The organism is Alistipes sp. Marseille-P5061 (genome assembly GCF_900290115.1).
Taxonomy (GTDB): Bacteria; Bacteroidota; Bacteroidia; order Bacteroidales; family Rikenellaceae; genus Alistipes; species Alistipes excrementigallinarum.
In genome coordinates this window covers 591,884-610,583 of record NZ_LT985749.1, presented here as the reverse complement: position 1 = coordinate 610,583, position 18,700 = coordinate 591,884, and the positions used below count along the sequence as shown (strand labels likewise).

15 protein-coding genes and 3 pseudogenes are annotated in these 18,700 nt (G+C 49.2%); 10 read left to right on the top strand and 8 right to left on the bottom strand.

Features of this window, described 5'->3' with window-relative positions; genetic code table 11:
• Positions 1–835: 835 nt before the first annotated feature.
• The 4 genes from C8267_RS06340 to C8267_RS06325 form a co-directional block, all read right to left on the bottom strand.
• A complete protein-coding gene (locus C8267_RS06340) occupies positions 836–1,270 on the bottom strand; it encodes a hypothetical protein (RefSeq protein WP_106634065.1) in 435 nt (144 codons plus the stop codon).
• Between the two features lie 21 nt (positions 1,271–1,291).
• Positions 1,292–1,573, bottom strand: a complete 282-nt coding sequence (locus tag C8267_RS06335; protein WP_106634064.1) for an SHOCT domain-containing protein — start codon at positions 1,571–1,573, stop codon at positions 1,292–1,294.
• Between the two features lie 11 nt (positions 1,574–1,584).
• On the bottom strand, positions 1,585–2,004 hold the full coding sequence (locus tag C8267_RS06330) for a hypothetical protein (protein ID WP_106634063.1): 420 nt from the start codon (positions 2,002–2,004) through the stop codon (positions 1,585–1,587).
• A gap of 581 nt (positions 2,005–2,585) precedes the next feature.
• Entirely contained in the window at positions 2,586–3,542 is a 957-nt protein-coding gene (locus C8267_RS06325) for a phosphoribosylaminoimidazolesuccinocarboxamide synthase (RefSeq protein WP_106634062.1), read from the bottom strand.
• A 300-nt stretch (positions 3,543–3,842) separates the two neighbouring features.
• On the opposite strand from C8267_RS06325, the gene C8267_RS06320 reads away from it, so the two are divergent.
• A complete protein-coding gene (locus tag C8267_RS06320; RefSeq protein ID WP_106634061.1) occupies positions 3,843–4,472 on the top strand; it encodes a flavodoxin family protein in 630 nt (209 codons plus the stop codon).
• 538 nt (positions 4,473–5,010) lie between these two features.
• On the opposite strand, the gene C8267_RS06315 is transcribed toward C8267_RS06320, so the two are convergent.
• From C8267_RS06315 to C8267_RS06305, 3 genes and pseudogenes are all read right to left on the bottom strand, one after another.
• Positions 5,011–6,402 (bottom strand): cytochrome-c peroxidase, encoded by a 1,392-nt coding sequence (locus C8267_RS06315; protein WP_106634060.1) that lies wholly within the window; start codon positions 6,400–6,402, stop codon positions 5,011–5,013.
• A 33-nt stretch (positions 6,403–6,435) separates the two neighbouring features.
• Positions 6,436–7,218 (bottom strand): annotated as a pseudogene (locus C8267_RS06310) (cytochrome c biogenesis protein).
• 32 nt (positions 7,219–7,250) lie between these two features.
• Positions 7,251–8,150, bottom strand: coding sequence for a cytochrome c biogenesis protein ResB (locus C8267_RS06305; RefSeq protein WP_106634059.1), 900 nt, complete (start codon positions 8,148–8,150; stop codon positions 7,251–7,253).
• Positions 8,151–8,456: 306 nt separating this feature from the next.
• On the opposite strand from C8267_RS06305, the gene C8267_RS06300 reads away from it, so the two are divergent.
• From C8267_RS06300 to C8267_RS11165, 8 genes and pseudogenes are all read left to right on the top strand, one after another.
• Positions 8,457–8,864 carry a Fur family transcriptional regulator gene (locus C8267_RS06300; RefSeq protein ID WP_106634058.1) on the top strand — a complete coding sequence of 136 codons (408 nt, stop codon included), beginning with the start codon at positions 8,457–8,459 and terminating at the stop codon, positions 8,862–8,864.
• A 19-nt stretch (positions 8,865–8,883) separates the two neighbouring features.
• Entirely contained in the window at positions 8,884–9,453 is a 570-nt protein-coding gene (locus tag C8267_RS06295) for a 6-carboxytetrahydropterin synthase (protein ID WP_087310883.1), read from the top strand.
• Positions 9,454–9,628: 175 nt separating this feature from the next.
• Entirely contained in the window at positions 9,629–9,946 is a 318-nt protein-coding gene (locus C8267_RS06290) for a helix-turn-helix domain-containing protein (RefSeq protein WP_106634057.1), read from the top strand.
• A complete protein-coding gene (locus C8267_RS06285) occupies positions 9,939–11,051 on the top strand; it encodes a type II toxin-antitoxin system HipA family toxin (protein WP_106634056.1) in 1,113 nt (370 codons plus the stop codon). Before C8267_RS06290 ends, C8267_RS06285 begins: the two co-directional genes overlap by 8 nt.
• Positions 11,052–11,062: 11 nt before the next feature.
• A complete protein-coding gene (locus C8267_RS06280) occupies positions 11,063–13,768 on the top strand; it encodes a P-loop NTPase fold protein (protein WP_106634055.1) in 2,706 nt (901 codons plus the stop codon).
• Positions 13,769–13,930: 162 nt separating this feature from the next.
• Positions 13,931–14,911 (top strand): IS30-like element IS4351 family transposase, encoded by a 981-nt coding sequence (locus tag C8267_RS06275; protein WP_005794072.1) that lies wholly within the window; start codon positions 13,931–13,933, stop codon positions 14,909–14,911.
• Positions 14,912–15,034: 123 nt separating this feature from the next.
• The gene (locus C8267_RS10930; RefSeq protein WP_158699733.1) at positions 15,035–15,514 is read left to right on the top strand and encodes a hypothetical protein; all 480 of its coding nucleotides are present in this window, start codon (positions 15,035–15,037) and stop codon (positions 15,512–15,514) included.
• Positions 15,515–15,783: 269 nt separating this feature from the next.
• A pseudogene (locus tag C8267_RS11165) lies at positions 15,784–16,669 on the top strand (IS256 family transposase); the annotation flags it as partial.
• A 190-nt stretch (positions 16,670–16,859) separates the two neighbouring features.
• Here C8267_RS11165 and C8267_RS06265 read toward each other — a convergent pair.
• Complete coding sequence (locus C8267_RS06265) at positions 16,860–18,245, bottom strand: transposase (protein ID WP_199792084.1); 1,386 nt, start codon at positions 18,243–18,245, stop codon at positions 16,860–16,862.
• 148 nt (positions 18,246–18,393) lie between these two features.
• On the opposite strand from C8267_RS06265, the pseudogene C8267_RS11160 reads away from it, so the two are divergent.
• Positions 18,394–18,540: pseudogene (locus C8267_RS11160) on the top strand (IS256 family transposase); the annotation flags it as partial.
• Positions 18,541–18,700: the final 160 nt, after the last annotated feature.

Here is an 18,700-nt window from a genome sequence, read left to right as displayed (position 1 = left end):
TTTCCCAGCGAACCATATCGGTTCTTGGACCATTTCCAATGCGGGCGCGGCATTCGGTCATACACTCCCATTTCGCTCCGGGACCAAGTTCGGACGTACCTTCACCTCTCTCGTTACCCCTTGTTACACCTTCATCTCGTCTTCTTCACTTCTTCACATCTTCGTCTTCTCGCACGTTTCCGGATTTGTAGTATATCCGGTTCCTGCGCGCATCCCGTATGCGGCTTGGGGCCATTCCTGAGTCCCGGTTGATTTTCCCGAAAAGGAAAACCCCGCATCATGGACTAAAGATAGTATAAATCAAAATTTTATCCAAATTATCAATGCATTTTGTCGTTTTGTTTTTATGCGGACGTGTGGTGGCGAAGCTTTCCGGAGAGGAGCGGACAGGTCGAGCGGAGCTTCTCAACGGAATCGCACGGTGAAAGGAGTTGTCGCCCGTTGGCTAACGGTAAGTCGGGCAGGGGATAGTTCTCTGTAATGGATTTTGAACATGAGTACATTATATTATAAGCCGACGAGTCCAAAAAATTCGGACTCGTCGGCTTATAAATAAAATATTGCGGCTAATGTACGGGTTCTTGTCCGGTACCACCGCATCGCTTGCATGGATACCAGGTATCGAACAGATAATAACCTTTTCTCCCGCCGCAACTTTTGCAGGGATTGGGGAAGTCTGTCTTTTTAAAGGAGGAGTTGTTTTGGGTGGCAGGTTTATTGGAGTTGGAGGAAGAAGAGCTGTAGCTGCTCGAAGATGAGTAGCCTCTGCTGGATGACTTGGGATAACTGCTGCTGGAACTGCCAAGGGCCATGACGACGAACAGGCAGAGCAGGGTTAGTTGGATAAGAGTTTTTTTGCGCATGGAATAAAAAGAATAAGGGTTATCAAATAGGTAAAAAGGTCGTAGTAGTCAAAAGTTCCGGGCACAAGCCCGAAGAGCTGAGCGAATTCCAGCATGAAGGGGAGCAGTATTGAGAACAGGAGCAAGACCTTGCCTGCTCTTTCCCGACTCGCAAAATGGACTTGTAGGGTCAGCAATGCCGCATACCATAATCCGTCGGGAATGCAGTACAGAAACAGGTACAGGAGCAGGCTGTTCTCATGTTTCGGAACTGAAATGCGGACTGATGCAAGAGTATCAGGGCTGATCCACGAAAGGAACAGAACTCCCTGTCGGAAGAAAAGATAGATGCAGCCTCCCGCAAGCAGCAGAATCAGTCCGGCGTACAGTGTCGGTTTGCTCTTCCGCTGTTTTCTTGTCGGACTCATGATGTAGCCTATGGGCGTATGTCAGAAGCTTTTCATGATTTTGTCCTTCCGTTGTTGGAATTCGGCCTGGGAGATAATTCCGGAATCCCGGAGTGATGCGAGCATCCTGAGTTCTTCGGCTTTGTTGACATTCATTTGGGATTTGTGCAGCGCATTCTGTTTGGACCTGTCGGAGAAATAGTTCACAGCCTTTACTATAAGTATGATAATACCTATGGGAAGGAAAATGATGCACAACAGGATTTCAATGAAGACGACAAAGTCGGGGGTTTCATCCTCTTCTTCGATTCTGTATCTTGTCATGGCAGGACCGCTTAGTTCAATTTCCGGGTAATCGTAAACACGCTGTAGGTAGCAGCGCTGATGTCTCCTCCGTATCCGGTGGTCTCAGTTCCGAATAGCTTCCTCTTGCTTTCGTTCGGCTGCAGAACCATGCTGCCGATTGTTTTGTCGCGTCCGACCATGTAGAGGACCGTGACGGCAAATGAGTTGTAGTTCTTGATTTCTACGATGCAGTTGTGTATCTCGGTCCCGTTGTAGCGACTCGATAAATTGCAGTCTACGAATGCCTCGACACCGCCAATGTCCTGGCGGGACGAGATGCCGTTTATCGAAAACTCGTTGGCATCGTAGGCCTGCTTTGTTTGAGAATTCTGTATTACGACGGTTTGTTGGGCATATGCATTGCCCCCCAAAAACGTCAAGGCTGCGATAATGAGCAACAGTCGTTTCATGTTTTTGTCGTTTTTGTTGCCTGGTCCTCAAGGCATTATAGCTTGGGTTATGCATATAAAAGACGTGGACCTAAACTCTGATTTGCTTTCTGAGGCTCTGGAATAACCTATGCAACCAAATACAGAATGAAGCCCACGTTAAAAACGTGAGCGTCAAACTTCATTCCTTGGTTGCTCTTCAAATTTTCCAGATTTTCAGAAAGCAAGGTACAAAGTAACGCTTTTATATGTTTGCTCCATTTATGAATGGAGCATTGTTGTTCGTAGAAAATTTAGTTCGTTATTTTCCCATAGGCAGAAAATTTTATATAATACGAAGCAAATATACGGAAAATAAACATAAAAGTTCGTTCGTATATCATTTTTTTGCAAACAGGTGGCCCGAATTTCCGTTCCGACGTCTCCAGTGAAGTATTTGCAGAAAGAAGTTGAGTCGCAGCCCGGGGCATGGCTCCGGGTCCTCACTCTACAGGAGTGAGGTGAGGTTCATAAACTGGGGAGGGACGGCATCAATTGCCGTCCCTCCCTTCTCAGTTGCTGGCGGTCAGTGCACGAAGTTGCACCGTCCCTGATATCGATTGCTATCGGAGGCTCTTCAGGCACTCCGAAACGTTCTTCTCGATGCGCTGCAGGATGCTCTGCGCGTCGGCCGCCTCGGCCTTGACGAACTTCTCGCCGGTGATGTGCTCGTAGAGCTCCACGTAGCGGTCGGTGATGCCCGCCACAATCTCCGGAGTCATCTCGGGAACCCGCTGCCCCTGCTGACCCTGGAAACCGTTGGCCATGAGCCATTCGCGGACGAACTCCTTCGACAGCTGGCGCTGGCGCTCGCCCCGTGCAAGGCGCTCCTCGTATCCCTCGGCGTAGAAGTAGCGCGACGAGTCGGGCGTGTGGATTTCGTCCATGAGGTAGATGACGCCGTCCTTCTTGCCGAACTCATACTTCGTGTCGACGAGAATCAGCCCCATTTTTGCAGCAATCTCGCTGCCGCGGCGGTAGATGGCGCGCGTGTAGCGCTCCAGCTGCTCGTAATCCTCGCGGCTTACGAGTCCCGACGCGATAATCTCCTCCTTCGAGATATCCTCGTCGTGGCCCTCGGCGGCCTTCGAGGTCGGGGTGATAATCGGCTCGGGGAACTTCTGGTTCTCGACCATGCCGTCGGGCATCTCCACGCCGCAGATGGTCCGCTTGCCGGCCTTGTACTCGCGCCATGCGTGGCCCGAGAGGTAGCCGCGGATGACCATCTCCACCTTGAACGGCTCGCACTTGCGGCCGACGGTGACCATCGGGTCGGGCACGGCCAGCTTCCAGTTCGGGAGGATGTCGGCGGTGGCGTCGAGGAACTTGGCGGCAATCTGGTTCAGAACCTGGCCCTTGTAGGGAATGCCCTCGGGCAGGACGACGTCGAAGGCCGAGATGCGGTCGGTGACCACCATGACCAGGTACTTGTCGTCGATGTCGTAGACGTCGCGGACTTTTCCCGTATACTTGCTCTTCTGTCCTTCGAAGGTGAAATCGGTGCGAGTGATAGCGTTCATTGTGTTTGAGGTTTTTTCCGCTGCAAAGATAGCACTTTTGCGCGAAGTTCGGTTGCAGCGGCCCGAATATGTTGCCATTTGGCGTCGCCGGGCGGCGGCTCCGTTGGCGGCGGGCGGCGCGGCCCGTGCTTTCGGTGTTGCGGAGAGCTTTGCCCGGTTGCCGGGGAAGCTACACTGAAAAATTTTTCGCTGCTTGCACAAGCGGCGGCGTTGACGTACCTTTGGAAATGAACGGCGAAGGGGCCTGCCGTCCGATGCGGAATGCGGCGCGGTCCCGCGCGTGAATTAAAACGAACGAAGATGAAGGTATTGCTTGTCAACGGCAGCCCCAACCGTGAGGGCTGCACCCATACGGCCCTGAGCGAGGTGGCCGCCACGCTGCAGAAGAACGGAATTGAGACCGAGATGCTCTATCTGGGCAAGAAGCCCCTGGCGGGCTGCATCGCCTGCGGCAACTGCCTCAAGACGGGGCACTGCTTCCGCGACGACGTGGTGCAGGAGATTCAGGCACGGCTGGAGGAGTTCGACGGTCTGGTCATCGGCTCTCCGGTCTATTACAGCGGCCCGACCGGGCAGCTTGTCTCCTTCCTCAACCGGCTCTTCTATGCGACGGAGGGGCGCATGGCGGGCAAGGTCGGCGCTGCGGTTGTCTCGTGCCGCCGGGGCGGCGCCTCGGCCACCTTCGAGCAGCTCAACCAGTATTTCACCATCTGCAACATGCCCATCGTCTCGTCGCAGTACTGGAATTCGGTCCACGGCTTTACGCCCGACGATGTGCGCAAGGACCGCGAGGGGCTGCAGACGATGCGCGTGCTGGGGCAGAACATTGCGTGGCTGCTCCGTTGCATCGAGAGCGGGCGCCGCAACGGCATCGAGAAGCCGCACTACGAGCCGCGTCTGCGCACCCACTTCATCCAGGACAAGTATTGACCCGCGGCTGTCTGCGGGCGTGGCGACGCGGTTGTCTGCGGGCGTTACGCGCGTCCGGGTAAGTCGCTGGCGAGTAATCTGTTAAGTCGGGGTGCCAGTGTGCGGCGCTTCGGCTTGACTGTTTGTTTTCTTTGCGGTATTTTGCCGAACAATTTGCCGGCAGAAGGAGGTTTTGTTACTTTTCGATGCAGAAAAGCGTTGTAACTCGTTAATTTTCTGTTAGTTACGACGTTAACTGATGCCGCAAAAAGACGCACTGTAAAGAGGCGGCAAAACCTTGTTTGACGCTTCATTTCAGGTGTCCGATATTCTCGGAAAAATGTAAAACTCGGGTTCGGAGTCCGATTTTGGGCGGTTCTTTTCCCTCGCCGGAGCGGGTCGCCGGAGGGGTGTGACTCCATGAGCAAAGGTAGTAATTTTTGCGAGAACTCCAAGCCCCGGCGAAGGATTTTTTTGTCGGTGGAGGTGTGATCCGACGGTAAGAAAAAAAAAGCCCGGCACGTCGCAACGTGTCGGGCTGAAAAAGAGGCGTTGTGCCTTATTTCGTCTCGGGGTAGTTGTCGTTGGTCAGCAGCTTGCCCTGGTATTCGCCGGTCAGCGTCTTCAGGAAGGCTACCATCCGGTCTACCTCCTGCTGCGTCAGCTCCTCGCCCACCTCGTAGCGGGCCATCGAGACAACGGCATCCTCCAGCGTAGCCTGCGTGGCATCGTGGTAGTAGGGGGCCGTCAGGGCGACATTACGCAGTCCGGGCACCTTGAAGCGGTGGCGGTCACGCTCCTCCTTGGTCTCCTTGTAGCGGCCGTTGTCCTCGATGGTGAGTTCCGTACCGCGGTCTGCGAAGTAATCGCGCTTGATACCCATCAGCTCGTACGACTGTCCGCCCATGTTCTCGCCGACATGGCACGTAGCGCAGTCGTACTTCTTGAAGAGCTCGTATCCGGCAATCTCGTCGGCGTTCATGGCCGTCTTGTCGCCCTTGAGGTACTTGTCGAAGCGCGAGTTGGGCGTCAGCAGCGTCTTCTCAAACTCCTGGATGGCGTTGGTGATGTTGGCCTGGTTGATACCGTCGGGATAGACCTCCGTAAACTCCTTGCTGAATGCGGCGTCAGCCTTCAGCTTCTCGCAGATCTCGTCGAACGACTTGCAGGCCATCTCCACCGGGTTGACCGGAGGTCCGGCAGCCTGATCGGCTAGCGTGGCGGCACGTCCATCCCAGAACTGCACGAAGTTGTAGTAGGCGTTGAAGACCGTCGGGGCGTTCACGCCGCCCAGCTGTCCGCCAACACCCTCGGAGAAGGCCTTGTTGTCGACACCTCCCGTGTTCAGACCGTGGCACGAGGCGCACGAAATGGTGTTGTCGGCCGACAGGCGGGTATCGTTGTAGAGCTTGTTGCCCAGCATCACCTTGCGGATGTCCACCGGCACCGAGTCCTGAATCGGGCGGATCGTTTCGTTGGCCCACTCCTGGTCGGCCAGCGGGTTGGGGTAGAAGGCCTCACGCTGCGACTTGGCCCATGCGAGTGCCATCTGCGTCTCCTTGTTCGTGAGCGACGCACCCCAGTGTATCAGGTAGTACTTGGCCAGCGGCATCGTACCGTCGGCAATCACCTTCTCGACCTTCGCCAGGTCCACTTCGTTGATCTTCTCTCCGTTCTTCAGCGCCTCCATCATCGGAGCCATGTCGAATGAACGGTAGCCCAGCCGCACATCCTCCTGCACCAGCTTGCCCGCTACCGGGAAGTTGGCATAGAAAGGCAGCTTCGGATCGGCCGAGTGGCAGGAGATACATCCGCTGCTCGCCACGATCTGCTCCATTTGCGCATTGCTTTCGAGGTCGGCCGACGGTGCCTTGTTCACCAGTCGGTAGACGACGCAAAGCACGATTATCACTACCAGCACGGATAGAATAATCTTTGAGCCTTTTTTCATAACAAATGAATTAAAATTAAACAGGTTATATAACTAAGAACGTGAATACATGTGAACACTCTGCCGGGCCGCCGGGAGGTAGTTGACCCCGTACCAGCACATCTGCAGCGCCAGGAACGAGACAATCAGAATCCAGTAGAGCGGCCGTGAGGCGTTTTTACGGAACAGACGCAGGTGGACATAGAGCAGGTAGCCAGCCCACGTGGCCGCGGCCCAGGTCTCCTTTGGGTCCCAGCTCCAGTAGTGGCCCCAAGCCGCCTTGGCCCAGATCGAACCGGTGAGCATGCCGACGGTCAGAAAGGCCAGTCCGGTGTAGACCAGCTTGTCGGTCGCCTCGAGGTAGTCGGCCCGACGTTTGATGAGCCCCATGCAGCCCAGGATGAAGGCGCACCCCAGCACCGAGTAGGAGAACATGTAGACCGTGACATGCGGGATGAACCACGGGCTCTGCAGGGCGGGCATCAGCGTCTGGTCGTGGATTTCGGGTTTCAGGATGTTGATGAGGGCGAAGACCGTCGCCACCACCGTCGAGAAGCTGAGGATTCACGGGTAGCGCCACCGCAGGTAGGTCAGCAGTCCGGATACGCTCATGAAGAAGGAGTACCACAGCCGGGTCTCCCCCATGGTGCGCAGCGGCGGACGCTGCATGTAGAGCCAGAATCCCGCGATGAATGTCGCGAAGACCAGCGTGCCCACGCCGGTCAGCAGAATGGCCCAGCGGTGTCGTTCCCTGCTGAACAACGCCACCCCAGCGCCGGCTGCCCACAGCACGATGGAGACCAGCGCAAACCATTCGAAATTATCCCACGTGAACACCATACTCGCACACTTTTACAATACGTCCTTCGTCACCGCGATGTTTCACAAAGTTCCTTATTTTGTCTGTTCGGGCCGGCCAGAAACAACAGGCAGCCTCCGCACAGCATCATGACCACGCCCAGCCACATGACGTATTTCAGCGGCTCCCGTACAATCTGCACCACGCAGTAGCGCGGCTGCTCCGATTGCACGTCGTACGAGGTCAGGTAGTAGTCCTCCGCCCAGTTGGCCGCATAGGGGTGGTTGACCTCCAGCCGGGCCGGCTTCCCGTCGATCGAGATCTCGGCAAAGAAGTGGCGCGGGGTGCCGTTGGCGTAGTGCTCCACGGTGAAATTGTTCAGCTGCAGCTCCTTCGGCAGGTAAATCTTGGCCCCCTCTTCGCTGACGGCCTCGTTGTTGGGCCGGTCGCGGAAGACCGGGATGCGCAGCGTCTGCTCCTCGGCACTTCCCACCACGCCGGCAAAGAGTGCCAGCCACAGCCCGGCATGGTTGAGGACAAAGCGCCAGCGGTTGCGCCCCGGGCGGAAGCCTCGCCGCAGGGTGATCATCCCCAGATGGGTCAGCAGGGTGAAGAGCCCCACCACGAAAATCCAGGAGGTAGTGAAGTGGTAGCACCCCAGCCGGGCAAGCAGTCCCGAACGTTCGGCAGCCTCCGCGGCCGAGAGCTGCGGGAAGAGCCCGATGACCAGACTGCCGGCAATGAGCCAGCCCAGCGTCCAGTAGGTGCATTGCGGCGAGAGCCAGAGCTGAACGAACCTTGACGAGCGGTTTTCCTTGTAGGCATACACCATTCCTGCAATCCAGAGCAGGGCTATGAGTGCATCCAGCGGGAAGGCGAAGAAGGCAAACGGGAAGTTGCCGAACGCGCATTGAATCACCACCGAAAGCAGCAACAGCAGGATGAACAGATGTTTAGCCTCGAATTTCATATGTCGGTCATCTATCTAATCGGCGCAAATATAAAAAATATCGTTTACCCGGTTACTCCAAATAGTGCGTTTCGGGAGATAAACGGGCTGCCGATTGGAGGAATTTGTCCGTGCAGGCGGCAACAAGCGTTGAGGCAGTTGGCAAACTTCGAAATCGGGAGACGGTCTGCTGGTGCGCTTAATCCGCAGGGCGGCCGTAAGAGTGTCTGAAGGTGATTTTACCATAAATCCGAAAAATGTAAATGCAAAATATTTGCAAATACGAATTATTTGCATTATGTTTGCACCAGAGAAACGAACAAAGCGATGAACAACGAAGGACTGCAAAGAATCAAGGAGGCGGGGCTCAAGCTGACCCCGCAGCGCCGCGAGGTCTACAAGGCGATGCAGGAGCTGCGCCACGCCACGGTGGAGGATATCATCGAACGGGTCCAGTCCCGCAACAAGGAGGTGACCGTTTCGACCATCTATCGGATTTTGGACAGCTTCTGTTCGGCAAACATTTTGTCGTTCATCTATCACCCCGACACCGGGAAGTGCTATTACGACATCACGGTGGCGGAGCACCATCACCTCTTCGACGGCAAGTCGATCGAGGACTATGCGGATCCGGAGCTCTCGCAGCTGATCCGCGAATACCTCGAACGCAAACACTTCCCGACGAAGGAGATCGGTAAAGTACAGGTACAGGTAACACTGAAAAAGAATGTCTAACTTAAAACCGCAATTTGTTATGAGAAGTATCACAACATTCGATCTGCAGTATGCACACCGTTTCTACGGTTTTCAAGGAGAGGCTCAGTATCTCCACGGCCACACGGGACAGTTGACCATCGAGGTGGAGGATAGCATCGAGGCGGGTGTGAACATGGTTTATCCCTGCAACGAGATTCAGAAGGTAGCGTGGGACGTGCTCCGGAATTTCGACCACGCGCTGGTTTTGCGCGAGGATGATCCGCTGCTGCCGGCCGTTCTGGACGTCTACGAGAAGCAGGGCATCCGCAACGGACACCCGCAGAACAAGATGAAGGGCCCGGCTTTCAAGACGGAGCTGGCCACGGCCTATCCCGATTGCCGTCTGGTAGTCACGAAGGAGACGCTGACGGTTGAGGGGATGATCAAGATTGTCTATGACCTGCTGAAGGATAAGCTCAACATCGCCAAGATCACTTTCACGAGTGGTGTGAATGCGGCTTCGGCGGAGTTCGTGACCAAGAACGACATCGACCGCTGCCCACTGTGTGGTGTTGCACTCAACGAGGAGGGTGTATGTCCGAAGTGCGGGTACCGTAAGAAGAAGTAGCCGTCACACACTTTGTGGATAGGGTAGTCGGGTTCCGAAATTCGGAACCCGACTTTTTTATTTGATACCTTCTGGCCGGTTGCAGTGTTTCATGGTGAATATTGCTTAAATGGAAGATATTGATTATATTTGTAAGGAATACTATTTTATTTGTTTTGTGGTATAAATAGCATTTATGAATAATATGATAGCGTTTGATGTCTTAAATCCAGGTGAGGTGGCCATGCAGATTGCGGCGAGAGTCAAAGCTCGGAGATTGGAGCTGGATTTGACGCAGGAGGGTTTGGCTGTGAGAGCAGGAATCAAGTTCGCAACCTATCGCAGATTTGAGCAGACGGGGGAGATCTCGTTGAAGGGACTGCTCCAGATAGGCTTTGCCTTGAATGCCCTTTCGGAGTTCGACGCTCTTTTTGCGCAGAGGCAATATCAATCGCTCGATGAAGTCTTGAATGAGCAAAGTGTCTCGCGTAAACGGGGGCGGAAAAATGAATAGCATCAAACAAATCGAAGTTCTTCTTGCGGATCGGTTAGTAGGTCGTCTGGCTCTGACCAAGGAGGGGTTGTGTGCTTTTGAATATGCTCCCGATTGGCTCGGTTCGGGTTTCTCCATTTCTCCCTTTGAGTTGCCTTTGCGAAGTGGCGTCTTTATCGCCAAACCGCGTCCGTTTGAGGGAGGATTCGGTGTCTTTGATGATTGCCTGCCCGATGGATGGGGCCTTCTTATCTTGGATCGATACCTGCAGCAAAAAGGGGTTAATCCTCGCGAGCTTTCTCTGCTGGATCGCCTCGCATTGGTCGGGTCGTCGGGTCGTGGAGCCTTGGAGTTCCGTCCGGATCATAGTGTCGTGACTCGACAGGATTATGTCGATTTCGAGAAATTGGCATTGGAAGCAGAGCGGATATTGGACAGCGACGAATATAAGGGGGAAGGCATCGAGGAGTTTCAAGACCGAGGTGGCTCTCCGGGTGGCGCACGTCCCAAGATTTTCGCCCGTTATGAAGGCAAAGAGTGGCTGGTCAAATTTCGAGCCAAGAGGGATCCGCAGAGTATCGGTGTGGATGAATACCGTTATTCGCTGCTTGCTAAAGAGTGCGGAATCGAAATGCCTGATACGCGGCTTTTCGAAGGCAAGTATTTCGGTGTGGAGCGTTTCGACCGAACGTCTCATGGCAAGTTGCATGTTGTTAGCGTGGCTGGTCTTATCGGTGCTGATTATCGATTGCCCAGTATCGACTACAAGCATATTTTTCAGGTGTGCGCCATGTTGACGCATAGTGTAGCCGAGTTGTGGAAAGTTTATCGACTGATGGTATTCAATTATCTCATCGGTAACAAGGATGACCACGCTAAGAACTTCGCCTTTATTCATCGGGATGGCGATTGGCATTTTGCTCCGGTCTATGACCTGTTGCCCAGCGATGGCATTAATGGTTTTCGCACGACTTCCATCAACGACAGTATCGAACCGACGAAAGAGGATCTTTTGGCAGTGGCAGCAAAGGCTGGGTTGGATGAGAAAGAGGCTGATACGATGTTTGATAGGATGGACACAATTGTCGGTCAAAAAGAAGACACTGTTGCAAATCGTATGAAATAATTGTCTTGACTATGTTTAATATAATTCATAAATTTATAGTTGCATTGTTGGGAATACTTAAAAACAAAAATATAATGGCAAATAATGAACAGTTCCCACGGTTTATTCCTGATAAACCAACTGGAGATGACGTTTTTGAAGGTCAATCTCAAACCAATCTTGCAAATAATATTTGTGGGTACATTCGCTCTAATGATTCTGCATCTTCTCGTGGTCAAGGGCAGATGCCTAGGATTATTGGCTTGGAAGGAAAGTGGGGGTCTGGAAAATCTAATGTGGTAGAGAAGATAAAGAAAGACCTTGAAGGAGAAGGATATTATACTTTTACATATGATGCGTGGGGACATCAAGAAGATCTACAGCGTCGATCCATTCTGGAAACACTTACTAATGCCCTTATAGAGGATAAGGTTCTGGAAGGGAGGGTTGAAATAAGGATGAGAAATGGAAAGGAAAATAAAGCAGAGTGGAAAGATCAACTTTCATTATTACTATCAAATAAAACGACTATAATTACCAAACCTCAAGCGAGGCTTACAGGTTCGGCTATTTGGGGGATTGTTCTAATAGGCTTATTTACTGTACTGAATATAATTATTAATCAATTGATTGATAATAACTGTATCTCGTTATCATGGGGGTGGATGCTACTAGAATACTCTCCCATTATTGTGGGGCTTTGTGTGGCGGGCTATTATAGATGTAAAGATAAAAATTGGAAAAATGTTTTTACATTATTAACGCGAAAGAGTGATGATGTAATTAATGAGCAATTTACATCCAGCGAAGAGCCCTCTGTAATGGAGTTTAAGAATTGGATGCATGCCATTTCGTCTCATCTCGGTAACGCAAAGAGAAATGAGATAAAGAAAGTTATTATTGTTTTTGATAATATGGATAGACTGCCATCTGAAAAGGTGATGCAACTTTGGTCAGCCATATATACATTTTTTGCCGGTAGTGATTTTGAAAATATATGGACCATTATTCCATATGATTATATGCACTTATGTGACGCAATTTATGAAAGAGGAAATAATGGTGAAATTAAAGATAAATCAAAGTTCAAACGTTTCATCAATAAGACATTCCCCGTAGTATATACTGTTCCGCAACCTGTAATAACTGACTATAATAAGTTATTCAACAAATACTTTGAGGATGCCTTTGGCCCAGAAGAACATGACCAAAAACACATATGTCAGGTATTTATGCTGTTTCATGTTAATCCTAATCCTCGGACTGTGATATCATTTATCAATGAGCTTGTAGCTATGCGTTTACAGTGGCCTGCCACTGAATACAGATTACAAAATATAGCTCTATTTGTCCTTAAAAAAGATGAGCTCCTATATGGGAAAAATACTTTAGAAGAGAATTTGCTAAGTGATGCTTTGTTTAAAGATGTATCTTCTTTTTATCCAGACCAAGATTCTGTTAGAACTCAACTATGTCAGTTTGCTTATGGGCTGCACGATAAATCATTGGCCGGAGAGCTGCCTTTAAGAAGATTGCTATCCACTGCTATCAAATCGGGTGATTCGTTGGCCCGCTTTGTTGACAAACCTCATTTTATATCTGTTTTGGTAGATATTCTTGCAAAAGAAGTGACGGCAGAGTCACTAGATAAAGCCGTAAAAAGTTTGTCGACATTGGATATTAGTGGCTTGTCTGAAGACGATAAAGAGGAAATTCAGAAGAAATGGGACATGTTGGCAAATCTGAGATCTGAAGCCACATGCGATAGTATGCGATTCGATGATGCTCTTGGAACAATCATATATCATGCGTCTAGCTTGCGTGTGAGAAATATGTGTAAATCATATATTAAAACCATTCAAGAGTGTAAGATTGAAACTGGTTCTGCCTATTTCATTGTCTTAAACAAACTGAAGACATGTTTGACTGATTCAGAAAAGGGTGTTAAGTTTGAGGAAGTTATAAAGTCTATTAAGCTCGAACCTAAACATTTTGTTGAGTTTGTGGTTGCTGCTGGAAAGGAGTATAGTATATATAAAGTGGGGGCTGATAATGCGAATCTCAACGAGTATGTATTCTCAGAAATAGAGAAAGAATCAGAGGGTATAGAGGAATTTGTAGAATTGGTATATCAAGATGTTGCATACGATTTCTCAAGTTTAAAAAACAATGTCTCTAATTATATAAAAGCTGAAACTAATATTGAAGAGCCTAGAATTGTATCTTATGTAAATAGACTGCTTGATAATGGTGATGGTAGAATTACAACCCGCTTTACAAGTAGTTTTATTTCTCAGACTATTCAGAAAATAGATGCAAGTACAGAGAAACTAGGTGTTGAGGACTTATTTGCCATGTCTTTGGCTGATGGCCATGATATTGCCAATATAAATGAAACAATAATACCTCGAATAGCTAGTTGTTTTGAGAAATATATGGATTATGACTATCTGCTTAAACAGGCTGGTAGCCAGCATTCTGCATGTAGATTACTGAATGTGTACATCATAAAAAATAAATTAGGAAAAACACTGGATGTTAAATATGCTGCTCAAAATATCAAGGCAATTAAACAGAATTTTGGTTTAGATTATCCCGAAATATTTTCGCAATTTAATAGGTGGGCACCAGAATGGAGTGACTCTGACGAAACATCGTATACTTCATATTGTTCGCAAGATTTGTTCGATACTTATAAAAAATATCCGGGTCTATTTACAAATGGTATAATAACTTGAGTTCAACTTATAAATGCAACTTTTTGGGTGCGGATAATAAGCAATAAAAACATTTATTTTTCAGAGAGGAAAGAGAGACAATGTCCCCCTTTCTCTCACTCTGAATGGATAAAGTTTGCTATCTTTGCTTTAATTGTCCGTCCAAAGAAAAAAAAGTTGCAGATGAGCAAACATATAACCGAGGAACAAAGGTATGCAATTTCTATGATGTTGCAAATACCGATGAGCAAAAAAGCAATAGCGGAAGCTATCGGAGTAGATAAAAGCACTGTTTACAGGGAGATAAAGCGCAATTGCGACGCCCGAAGTGGTAGCTATAGCATGGAGCTTGCCCAGCGAAAAGCAGACAGGCGCAAGCAGCAAAAACATCGCAAGGAAGTGCTTACACCGGCAATGAGAAAACGGATAATAAAGCTGTTGAAGAAAGGATTCAGCCCGGAGCAGATTGTCGGCAGGAGCCGCTTGGAGGGAATTGCGATGGTATCTCACGAAACGATATATCGCTGGATTTGGGAGGATAAGCGGCGGGGTGGCAAACTGCACAAATATCTTCGCAGACAAGGTCGCAGGTATGCCAAACGTGGTTCTAAAAATGCAGGGCGAGGATTTATCCCAGGCAGGGTGGATATTGATGAGCGTCCCGAGATAGTGGAACTGAAGGAGAGATTTGGTGATTTAGAGATAGATACAATTATTGGTAAGAACCACAAAGGTGCCATTCTTACCATTAACGACAGAGCAACAAGCAGGGTCTGGATACGCAAGTTGTCGGGAAAAGAAGCCATCCCGGTAGCTAAGATTGCAGTATGGGCACTGCGGAAAGTGAAAAACTTAATACACACAATTACGGCTGACAATGGAAAGGAGTTTGCAAAGCACGAGGAAATTGCGCAAAAATTGGAAATAAAATTCTATTTTTGCAAACCATACCACTCATGGGAACGTGGTGCCAATGAAAACACCAACGGGCTTATCAGGCAGTATATCCCAAAGGGTAAGGACTTTAGTGAAGTAACCAACAAACAGATTAAGTGGATTGAAAATAAACTCAATAATCGACCTCGTAAAAGACTTGGATACCTCACGCCAAACGAAAAATTTAAACAAATTATTAATCAGAATTCTGTTGCATTTGCAAGTTGAATTCAGCTAAATTTAGGGGTAAAGGTATTAAAGAAGCAGCCCAAAGGTTTTTTATATAGTCCTAATAACAGTCCTAATACTTATTGGAGCCGGTTTGTTCAATCATTTTTAGGAACTAGTTTTTTGCCCGAATTAACGGATAACTTATATGGAGAGCTGGAAAGCCTTTTAGATCGAGTTATAACTGCCAATGGTGTTGAATATCCAGACTTATTGAATAAATTATTATCTGTATCTAGCAAGTCGTCATTGATTGAATATTTAAATAATAAGTTAGATTACTTTGCCAAACAACGGTGTCAAGTTAATGTATTTAAGGTGTTTGGTACGTTGTTACCATGTCTGGGTAATAGTATGGATAATCATACGGCAAGAGGACTTATGTCAAATTTTATTAAGCCTGTTGTGAATGATTCCGAATGTGCACAGATTATTGTTGACAACAAAGATTTTTACTTAGGTGTAATGGTGCATTGCAAGGAGATGTCCCAGGATATTCTAAAAACCATGAAAACCAATGCCAATGTGAAAGATATTTATTCTACTATTATGGCAGATATTGACCGATTGATTATTTCTGATGGAGAGGAAAATGAAGAGTAAAGAAATATTAACTATATAATTAGATACGCAGTCTTTATGATATTAAACGATGATCTGGTATGTACAATTTTATAATATGCGGAATGGATATATATTAACGAGAAAGGTGTTGTAATGAACTAATTTTATGCGTGTCGTACTACTCGTGGTATTGTAAAAAAGCGCATGATACTGTTCCAAAGAGTGTGTCTGTGGAATAAATAGAAAAGTCTACGGATTTTTTAGATTTGAGAGGCAAACTAACAAAAAACTAAAAAAGGAGTAGACTTATGGTGGTGACAAAGGAACAACTATCCGAATTAATATGCAAACATTCGGAGCGAGAAAACGGCCTTTAGAATCTGTTGGAGATTTTGCTGGAGAGTATGATGGTCTCGGAACGCCGGGAATATTTCCGGGAAAACACCGCGTCAGGGAACAAATGCAACGGCTTCCGACCGGGTCATAGTTACGGTCATGACCGTACGCTGACGTTCCGGATACCCCGTAATCGCTATGGGAATTTTCATCCACGGATCCTGGCGATCTTGCGTCATCGGGAGGATGAATGTAAGCGCCTTGCCGGAACGCTTTATACGAAAGATCTTACATAGAAACAAGTTGGCGAGGTATCCAGGATATCTATGGCGAGCGCTACAGCAAGGCGAGCATTTCGCGCCTGCTGAAGTCCCTTCGTGAAGATGTTTCGCAATGGCTCACGCGCTCTCTGGAGTCTTATTACCCGATTGTCTTCATCGATTGCATACACATGAAGATCCACCGCAAGCAGGGCGTGGAGACCGAAGCTTTTTACGTGGTGCTCGCCGTGCGTGAAGACAAGCGGCGTGAAGTGCTTGGAATTTTCAACAAGTCTACGGAGAGAGCCCTGGGCTGGAGCGAGATGCTCGCAGAGCTACAGGAACAAGGTGTGCAGAAGATTTGTTTGGTGTGTGCCGACGGGCTGAAGGGTCTGGAGAATGTCATCAGTGCGGTCCTCCCCGGAACCCACTGCAACGCTGTACGACACACCTGAAACGCAATCTACTGGGCAGCGAGCACAACGGCGACAAGGAAGAGCTGGGCGAGGAGCTGCGGCAAGCCTTTCGTACGGGAGACCGCAGCTATACGGTAGAGAGAGCCTGGAAACAATGGCAGGCACTCTGTGAGAAATTTGGGGCAAGATTATCGTAGGGACAGTCGTTTAATTCCGTCATTATGAGTCAATCGGCAGACTGTCCCGGTAATTTTTCCGATCGAACTCATCTTTTTATATTTTCGGCTCCGTTTCGGAGCCCCTTTTTTCATTTTTGGACCCAACTGGAGCCAATACTCCAGTGAAAGGGCCGTTTCTCACTCACCTCGAACATCAGGCAGCCTGAGCAATTTCGTTGACTTCCCGCCGGACGAGCTGTACTGCATTCGCCGTGTGGATGCCAAAGAAGATGTACAGGATTTCGGTCAACTTCGTCCTTGCCTTGATGCGTTTCAGGCCATAGTGTTCCTTCTGCGTTCCGAACGAGCCTTCCATCCTCGTTGCCCTCACCCTCGCCAGCTCGTTGCGGATGATGTCGTTCTCTTTCTTTTCCAAGGACGGACGGCCACGCTTGACGAATGACGTCTGTATTCCTCTATCCTTGCAGTACCCCCTGTTGGCGCTGCCGGCATAGCCTGCATCTCCTCCGACCTTCTTCGCCTCCACACCGAAGAGCTTTCGGTGCATCTTCAGGCAGTGCGTAAGCCTGGTTCCCTCGTTGAAGGCATTGAATGACAGCTTCTCGATGAATGAGAGTCCGTCAACCTGGATGTTGTTGCACTTCGCACCAAACTCTACGCTCTTCACTTCCTTGCCTCTCACGATCGGCATCACATACGGCTTGCTGATGCTCACTATCCTGTCCTTGACACTCTCGCGAGGATTGTTGTTCTCGAAGTGGGCCTTCTGCTGGCGGTACACTCTTGTGATGATTTCAATATCGCTCTTCTGTCTGGCTGTCAGCAATTTCTCCGCGCCTGCATTCTCCCTCTCCAGTGTGCGGGTCTGCTTCAGTATCTTCCCCAAAAGGTTGAGCAGGCGTCTGGTCAGTTTCCTGGTCTGGACTTTCGTATGCCTGCGCCGCTTCCTGTACGACAGGTTGGCCTTCTCTACGTCTACGTACTTCGTCCTCGGACGGTGCACATTCAGCTTGGCACTCAGAGTGCACATTATCTCATATGACTTCTCTATTCCTTCCCACAGAAGCTTCGCATCCGTAGGATAGCGCATCTCGCTCTCGTAGCAGGTCGCATCCGTATACATCGTGTCCAGGTCCTTCATGTACGGTTTCCAGGCTCTTGCCAGTATCTCCTGCAGCTGTTGGATCTTCAGCCCGCGGGCCAGCTCCGAAAACACGTCGTCCAGAAGTTTGTAGTTCGTCAGAGGATGCATCGGGTCTATTCTCACATCGCAGAAGAGCTGATAGTGGACGTTGCCGTTAAGATGCTCCATCAACCTCGGGCTGCTCAGACCTGTGTACATCTTCAGGAACATCAGCGCAACCTTGCCCTCCGGGGTGAAGTATGTTTTTCGCCCTTTCTTCGCTCTCATGCTCTTGCTTATCAGTCCAAAGTTCTCTGCCATCTCACCAAGCGGCAGCCTCTTCCTGATTTTTCCCAGCTCGCTAGTCTCGAACGTCCGCCTATACAATTCATAAAAATCGAACTCCGTGAAAGGAAGATTGGGTGATATTTCAGAGAAATTTTGTACCTTAGCCATGCAGATTAATTTTTGCGATACCTCCAAATTTGGCTTTTCTAGGGCAATTGGAGGTATTCTTTTATCTTTAGCTAAGATACAAATTTTATATTACATTGGCAATCAATTCGTTATAAAGTTTTATTCTTTTTACGACAGTCCCTATCGTAGTTTTCGACGGGTCACACGCATACGGAGAGCCATGCCCAGCGAGGAGTCAGTTCTGCTGCTGATTGGTAAAATGGCCCTGGATAAGAAATCCTACCTGAGGCCGGTGCGGCGAATCGATCTGGAGCGAGAATTGCTCCCCGATTGAAAGTGAAAAAGAAAGATAACATCAGATCAATCTGTCATGGCAGGTTGATTTGAAAGCCGAAATCGCTATATTTACATATCTGAAGAAAAGGTCCAGTTAATCTGCATGAAACAGAAGAAAACTGCGTTTCGGAGGAAGCATCCAGCGGTACGTTGTCAAT